The organism is Dickeya sp. NCPPB 3274 (assembly GCF_000406205.1).
In the GTDB taxonomy this organism is placed as follows: domain Bacteria; phylum Pseudomonadota; class Gammaproteobacteria; order Enterobacterales; family Enterobacteriaceae; genus Dickeya; species Dickeya fangzhongdai.
The window spans coordinates 3,919,561-3,926,640 of the sequence record NZ_CM001979.1 but is presented as its reverse complement, the minus strand read 5'-3'; the positions used below and the strand labels follow the sequence as shown (position 1 = coordinate 3,926,640).

4 protein-coding genes, 1 tRNA gene, 2 rRNA genes and 1 other annotated feature are annotated in these 7,080 nt (G+C 55.6%); of the genes, 4 read left to right on the top strand and 3 right to left on the bottom strand.

What is annotated here, in order from left to right; translation table 11 throughout:
* Window positions 1–250: a sequence feature (23S ribosomal RNA rRNA prediction is too short), on the top strand.
* 129 nt (window positions 251–379) lie between these two features.
* The 4 genes from rrf (DXX3274_RS17580) (at window position 380) to DXX3274_RS17565 (ending at window position 2,445) form a co-directional block, all read left to right on the top strand.
* Window positions 380–495 (top strand): 5S ribosomal RNA (gene rrf / locus DXX3274_RS17580).
* A 14-nt stretch (window positions 496–509) separates the two neighbouring features.
* Window positions 510–585 (top strand) — tRNA-Thr (locus DXX3274_RS17575).
* Between the two features lie 42 nt (window positions 586–627).
* Window positions 628–743 (top strand): 5S ribosomal RNA (gene rrf, locus DXX3274_RS17570).
* 403 nt (window positions 744–1,146) lie between these two features.
* Window positions 1,147–2,445: an MFS transporter gene (locus DXX3274_RS17565; protein WP_042860868.1), complete on the top strand. Its 1,299-nt coding sequence runs from the start codon at window positions 1,147–1,149 to the stop codon at window positions 2,443–2,445.
* On the opposite strand, the gene DXX3274_RS17560 is transcribed toward DXX3274_RS17565, so the two are convergent.
* The 3 genes from DXX3274_RS17560 to DXX3274_RS17550 form a co-directional block, all read right to left on the bottom strand.
* Window positions 2,442–2,765, bottom strand: a complete 324-nt coding sequence (locus DXX3274_RS17560) for a YfiM family lipoprotein (RefSeq protein ID WP_042862197.1) — start codon at window positions 2,763–2,765, stop codon at window positions 2,442–2,444. The genes DXX3274_RS17565 and DXX3274_RS17560 overlap by 4 nt on opposite strands.
* A 117-nt stretch (window positions 2,766–2,882) precedes the next feature.
* Window positions 2,883–4,238, bottom strand: a complete 1,356-nt coding sequence (gene pssA, locus DXX3274_RS17555; RefSeq protein WP_042860867.1) for a CDP-diacylglycerol--serine O-phosphatidyltransferase — start codon at window positions 4,236–4,238, stop codon at window positions 2,883–2,885.
* A 154-nt stretch (window positions 4,239–4,392) separates the two neighbouring features.
* Window positions 4,393–7,059, bottom strand: a complete 2,667-nt coding sequence (locus tag DXX3274_RS17550; protein WP_042860866.1) for a bifunctional acetate--CoA ligase family protein/GNAT family N-acetyltransferase — start codon at window positions 7,057–7,059, stop codon at window positions 4,393–4,395.
* Window positions 7,060–7,080: the final 21 nt, after the last annotated feature.

The following is a 7,080-nucleotide window of genomic DNA, read 5'->3' as shown; positions in this document are numbered from 1 at the left end:
GGGGTTGCTCCTAGTACGAGAGGACCGGAGTGAACGCACCACTGGTGTTCGGGTTGTGATGCCAATTGCATTGCCCGGTAGCTAAGTGCGGAAGAGATAACCGCTGAAAGCATCTAAGCGGGAAACTTGCCCCGAGATGAGTCTTCCCTGGGCCCTTGAGGCCCCTGAAGGGACGTTCGAGACGAGGACGTTGATAGGCTGGGTGTGTAAGCGTAGCGATACGTTGAGCTAACCAGTACTAATGACCCGAGAGGCTTAACCTTACAACACCGAAGGTGTTTTGGTGAGAGAGACGCGAATTTGGCTTGTTCGATGGATTGGTTCCGATGGTTGTGCGACGCGAAAGTGCGGGCATGACGGTTGGAATGAAAAGAATTTGCCTGGCGGCGAGAGCGCGGTGGTCCCACCTGACCCCATGCCGAACTCAGAAGTGAAACGCCGTAGCGCCGATGGTAGTGTGGGGTCTCCCCATGCGAGAGTAGGGAACTGCCAGGCATCAAATTATGTGTGCTGATATGGCTCAGTTGGTAGAGCGCACCCTTGGTAAGGGTGAGGTCCCCAGTTCGACTCTGGGTATCAGCACCACTTGTTTTAAATAGTGTTCGGCAAATTGAATAAAAGAATTTGTCTGGCGGCGAGAGCGCGGTGGTCCCACCTGACCCCATGCCGAACTCAGAAGTGAAACGCCGTAGCGCCGATGGTAGTGTGGGGTCTCCCCATGCGAGAGTAGGGAACTGCCAGACATCAAACAGCAAAAAAGGCCATCCAAGCGGATGGCCTTTTTTCTTTTCTATTGTTCATCCTGAATAACGTTAAGACATTAGGCTCTACACGGGGAAAAGAGAGTATTACCGCGGCACGATGGGGACATTCAATGAGGGCTTCTGTCCTGTCCAGGCGAATGCATCATAGCAAACGTCTTTACACCAGCATTACCATATTTACTGATTATATCCTTATCATATTCGTGGCATTCCCTGCTTTAATCGTAATGAAATAACCTCTGCTGTTATTTCATTGTAGAGTGACGCCGTCAGCTTAAATAATTACATGAGCCAGTTAGCCTTTGCTTGAACTACCGAGCCTGTTTTACTGTATCTGCTATAAGATAATCATTAAATAGCAGACAGGAAGGGTAACGCTTATATGGCAAATACAATAAACCCACAACAAGAAACAACAGCTATAAATACCACCCGTCAACGCATCTGGGCGATAGTTGGCGCGTCATCGGGAAATTTGGTGGAATGGTTTGATTTTTATGTCTATTCATTTTGTTCCCTTTATTTTGCTCATATCTTTTTCCCAACCGGTAATACCACAACGCAATTGTTACAGACCGCCGGTGTATTTGCCGCCGGATTTTTGATGCGCCCGATTGGCGGCTGGTTATTCGGCTATATCGCCGATAAATATGGCCGTAAGAAATCGATGCTGATTTCTGTGTGTATGATGTGCCTGGGATCATTAGTGATCGCCTGCCTGCCCGGCTATGCGACGATTGGCGTCTGGGCGCCATTATTGTTGCTGATAGCGCGTCTGTTTCAGGGGCTGTCGGTCGGCGGGGAGTACGGCACCAGCGCAACCTACATGAGTGAGGTGGCGCTGGAAGGGCGCAAGGGGTTCTATGCTTCATTCCAATACGTGACGCTGATCGGTGGTCAATTGCTGGCGTTACTGGTGGTGGTGATCCTGCAACAAGTGCTTTCCGATACGGATTTGCGTACGTGGGGCTGGCGTATTCCGTTCGCATTGGGTGCGGCGTTGGCCGTGGTAGCGCTGTTTCTGCGTCGTTCGCTGAATGAAACCTCAGCCAGTGAAACCCGAGCCCGCAAAGATGCCGGATCGCTGCGCGCTCTGTGGCGTAATCGCAAGGCTTTCATCATGGTGTTGGGTTTTACCGCCGGCGGTTCGTTGAGCTTCTATACCTACACCACCTATATGCAGAAATATCTGGTGAATACCGCCGGGATGAATGCCAAATCCGCCAGCGGGTTGATGACTCTGGCGTTGTTTGTTTTCATGCTGTTGCAGCCTTTGTTCGGTGCGCTGTCCGACAAAATTGGTCGTCGTAGTTCTATGCTGATTTTTGGATCGTTCTCGGCGTTGCTGACGGTGCCGATTCTGTCTACCCTGCAAGGCGTAACTAACCCGGTTATCGCGTTTGTGCTGGTAATGCTGGCTCTGGTGATCGTGAGTTTTTATACCTCTATTAGCGGCATTCTCAAGGCGGAAATGTTTCCTCCGGAAGTGCGAGCGCTGGGCGTCGGGTTGTCTTACGCCGTGGCGAACGCCCTGTTTGGCGGCTCCGCTGAGTATGTGGCGCTGTCGCTAAAATCACTGGGTACGGAAGAGGCTTTCTTCTGGTATGTTTCGCTGATGGGAGCGCTGGCGTTTCTGGTTTCACTCGGGCTGCATCACAAAGGGAAAGGCGAGACGCTCTAATGATGGGCTGCCTGCCATAAACAGTAGCCGGCCGTTGCGCCGGCTATATCCCAGGTGAAATCTTTCCAGCTCCAGCCGCTACCTTGCGGCCGGCTGTCATAGGCTTCTTTAGCTGCGCCGATACTGACGGAAAACATCAATCCGAATGCAGCGCTGCGGTCGCGGCTCTGATGCTGATGTTCCACAAATTCACTGCCTGCGGCGCTTAGTAGCGCTGATGCCATGAAGTGTTTCGCTTTGTCGGGCCCCGTCCACTGATCCTGCGCCATGTGCGCGCACCCTGAACAGACGGACAGCAATAATAGCAGCGCTTTGCGCATCATCTCCCCTCATGACCTGCATACCGTCACTGGCCGAAGAAACCTGACAAAGCTTACTACAGCCATGATAATTCCCGGCAGAGCATTAACAAACTGTGCCGGGAATACGGCAGATGGTTACAAAATTCGGCTGATCAGGCGATCGATACGGATACGGCGCAGACGGCGGATAAGCTTGCGCACTTTTACCGGATATTGCGCGATACTTTGCAACTGCTGATAGTGTGTGATGATCTGGGTATGGGCGCGGATGCACTCCAGCTCTTGCTGACGCTGTAACTGTAATACCTGCTCCGGGTCATGAAGCAGAATGGCATTTTCCAGATCCAGCCGCCAGGCGCGAGGATTGAGGTTGTTGCCGGTCAGCAGTTGCCAGTTATCGTCCACCCACATGCCTTTGAGGTGAAAGCTGTTATCGCCGTCCTTCCACAGACGGATCACCAGTTGGTTGCTGTCGATGTATTTCTGCAACCGGCTCAGAAAACGACGCAGATTGATTTCATACAGGTACGGCAGCGCGCCGATAATCCGGAACGGCTGATCTTCAGGGATAAAGAAGTCGTTTGCCGTCTTGTCGCCGATGATGATCTCGATTTGCTTGCCGTTGCGCAGCAGACGGATAATGTTGCGAACCAGCAGAGCCGGCAGATTGAAGTACGGGGTGCACATCACCAGACGCTGCTCAGTGCAGTACATCAGGTGATGGATAGTCCGGTTCAGCGGGCTCTGTTTACCCAGACCAACCAGCGGCGTCACCGTCAATTGGTGGTTGTTGTCGCCGACGCCAGGCAGCATATACGTTGCCGAACGCAATGACTGACGGAACTGGCGGATATCGTTCTTGATGTCGATGGTTTTGGGACGAGACGAGCGGTCCAGCCGCTGCACGGCGGACGAAGCCAGCAGGTCCTGCACATAACGCGCCATGACATCAGCCAGCACGGGGTTATGAATCAGCTGATAGCGGTCATAACGGTATTTTTCATGCTGATGCAGGTAGACATCGTTCAGACTGGCGCCGCTATAAAGCACCGTGTCATCGATAATAAACCCTTTCAGATGCAGGACGCCCAGCGCTTCACGCGTATTGACCGGGACGCCATAAATCGGGAAGGGCGCATCATCGTACCGTTGCGCCATTTCGTAGTACCAGTCAGCGTTGGTGCTGTCGGCGGCAACGCCGATGCGGCCGCGCTGGGCGCGATGCCAGTCGACCAGTACGGTGATCTCCAGTTCCGGGCATTGGCGTTTGGCCTGATAGAGCGCAGACAGAATGCCTTCGCCGCCGTCATCGTGTTCCAGATACAGGGCTACCAGATAGATGCGTTTCTTGGCCTGCAGAATCTGTTCTGTCAGCGTGGTACGGAAAAGCGCCGGGCTGTGAAGCGTCTGGACGTCATCGGCAGACTGAGGAATTTTAGGCAGTTGTGCAAGGTGTTGTTGATATTTCGTACGCTTTAATTTTGACAACATCACAGTGCGATTCTTCTCTCATCGTGGGATGACCGCGTGGTCATAAATATACGTTAAGGCATAGCCGAATCGGGCGATGATACCACTACTTGGCAAGCGTTGTGAGCAAGTTTTACTGCCTGTAGCGAGATCCCGCCCGCATCTGCGCGCCTGATTATGGCTGTGCGGACGAGTCCAGCGGCAGCTCCAGCGTCACAATACCGTCTTCCAGTTGCACATCAACGGCGAAGCCCAGTTTTTTCGCCAGTGTGACCATCCCCTGATTCGTCGGCATAGTGATGCCGCTCAGACGCGCCAGACCGTGGGCGCGGGTATAGTGGATCAGCTTTTCCAGCAGTTTTCTGCCTAATCCCAGCCCTTTCAGATCGGATCGCACCAGTACGGCGAATTCCGCGTTGGTATTGTCTGGGTCGGCGATGGCACGTGTGACGCCGATGATCTCCGGCTCTCCTTCCGCACCTGACCGCACAGCAATAAAAGCCATCTCACGATCGTAGTCAATTTGGGTCATATTGGCTAAATCTTCATGGGTAAATTCGTTGATTTCACTGAAATAACGGTAATACAGATCTTCGCGGGTTACTTTGCCGATAAAATGGGCTAACAGCGGTTCGTCTTCGGGCAGGATGGGGCGGAATAGACAGGAGGCGCCATCCTTGAGCCGGACGGTTTCTTCCAGTTCCTGCGGATAAGGGCGGATAGACAGACGAGACTGCGGGTCGCCGCTGAAAGGCGCCAGATGCAGCGTAACATCCAGCAGCGTGAATTCCTCGCCGGAGGCCAGCAGCGGGTGAATATCCAGACGCGAGATCTCCGGGCAATCCAGAATCAGGTTGGAAACCTGCACCAGCAAGCGGCTGAAAGCCGGAATATCCAGCGGCTTGAGCGCGTTTTGGCTGCGGATTTTGCCGCTTTTCAACGCCTGAACGATCAGATAGCGCGCCAGCGCCATATTCAGCGGCGGCAATGCCACCGCCGCCTGCGTTTCCCGGCTCCATTCCATGCCGCCTTCGCCCAGCATGATGATCGGACCAAAGATGGCATCCTGTTCGACCGCGATACGTAACTCCAGCGCGCCGGTACGATTAGCCATGCCCTGTACCAGCAAACCGAGTACGCGGGCTTGCGGATTGGTATGTCTGACTCGCTCCAGCATCGCTTCCGCCGCCAGTTGCACCTCCTGAGCATTCTGCAGGTACAGCATGACGCCCTGAATTTCCGATTTGTGGGGGATATCCGGGGATCGCAGTTTAAGCGCGACCGGGTAGCCGATTTTTTCCGCGATGTACACCGCTTCGGTACTGTCGCCGGCAATCCAGGTTGGCAAGGTATTCAGACCATACGCCTGCAGAATCGGCTGGACCTCGTGGGTATCGAGCCGGGTGGCGCCTTCCTGCAGCGCCTGACCGATCAACTGATGCGCCTGTGCGGCATTGGCGGTGAGATCCGATGGCAGCGCCGGGGTTTCTTTCAGTTGCTTCTGGTTGCGACGGTACTCGACGATATGCATGAACGCGATCACCGCGCCTTCCGGGGTGCGGTAAGTCGGGATGCCCGCCTCGTTAAACAGACGGCGCGCCTCCTGGGAAGAGAATTCGCCGCACCAGTTGGTCAACAGCGTGATGCGTTTGCCGCGCGGATGTTGCTGCAACAGCTGAATAAGGCTTTCAGCGCTTTCCGTGCCGGGCGCAGCGGCGCTCGGGGCGTGGATAATCAGCAGCGCGTCGTAATCGTCGCTGTCCAACAACGCCGACAGCGCCGCCAGATAGCGTTGCGGCGTGGCGTCGTCGCGCAAGTCCAGCGGATTGCCGACTGCGACGGTGTCGGGCAACACGGCACGCAACGCCTGTTGCGTCGTCTCGCTCAGCGTCGCCAGCTTGCCCTGCCGGGCGATTAACTGATCCAACGCCTGAGCGGCGGGCGATGCGCCGTTGCTGACGATCAGCAAGCGCTCGCCGCGCAGCGGGCGCAGGTGACTGAGGGTTTCCACCGCCGAAAACAGCTCGTGGGTATCCTGCACCCGCAGCAGCCCGGCGCGCTGGATGGCGGCGTCATAGGCGGCGTCCAGCCCGTGCTGGCCGTCATGCAACAGCTGTTGCGCCTGCCGGCTGCGCCCGCTTTTGATTACCAGAATCGGCTTGTTGCGGGATGCGCTGCGTGCTGCCGAGAGAAAACGCCGGGCGTCGCTGATATGTTCCAGATGCAGCAAAATGGCGCTGGTTTTACCGTCTCGCGCCAGAAAATCCAGCAGGTCGTCGACGTCAATATCCAGGCTGTCGCCGAGCGCGATAAAGTAGGAGAAACCGATGCCGCGTTGTTGCGCCCAGTCCAGTATGGTGTTGGAAACCGCCGCCGACTGGGAAATAAACGCCAGTTTGCCTTTCAGAATCGGCACCGGCGAAAAGCTGGCGTTGAGTCCCTGCCAGGGCGCCAGCAGGCCGAGGCTGTTTGGCCCCAGAAGCCGTACGGCATAGCGGGCGGCGCAGTTTTTCAGTTCGGCGAATTGCGCCGGCGGCGCGGAGAGTATGATGACCGTTTTACAACCGCGCTGTCCCAGCGCTTCCAGCAGAGACAGATTACGGTCGGCGTGGGTGCAGATAACGGCGAGATCGGGCGTCATCGGCAAGCCGGCGACATCACGGTACGCCAGTACGCCGCAGACTGCCTGATATTTGGGCGTAACCGGCAGCACCGGTCCGTTGAAGCCGCCGTCAAGCAGGTTGCGCATCATCAGAAATCCGGCTCTCCCCGGTTTTTCCGACGCACCGATTACGGCAATCGAACGGGGCCGCAGCAGAGCCTCTAATCCGCGCTGACTCATCAGTTACTCCTGTTAGAAGAC

Coding starts and splice junctions, on each gene's coding strand:
- DXX3274_RS17565 (WP_042860868.1), top strand. CDS start 1,147: ATGGCAAATACAATAAACCCACAACAAGAAACAACAGCTATAAATACC.
- DXX3274_RS17560 (WP_042862197.1), bottom strand. CDS start 2,765: ATGCGCAAAGCGCTGCTATTATTGCTGTCCGTCTGTTCAGGGTGCGCG.
- pssA (WP_042860867.1), bottom strand. CDS start 4,238: ATGTTGTCAAAATTAAAGCGTACGAAATATCAACAACACCTTGCACAA.
- DXX3274_RS17550 (WP_042860866.1), bottom strand. CDS start 7,059: ATGAGTCAGCGCGGATTAGAGGCTCTGCTGCGGCCCCGTTCGATTGCC.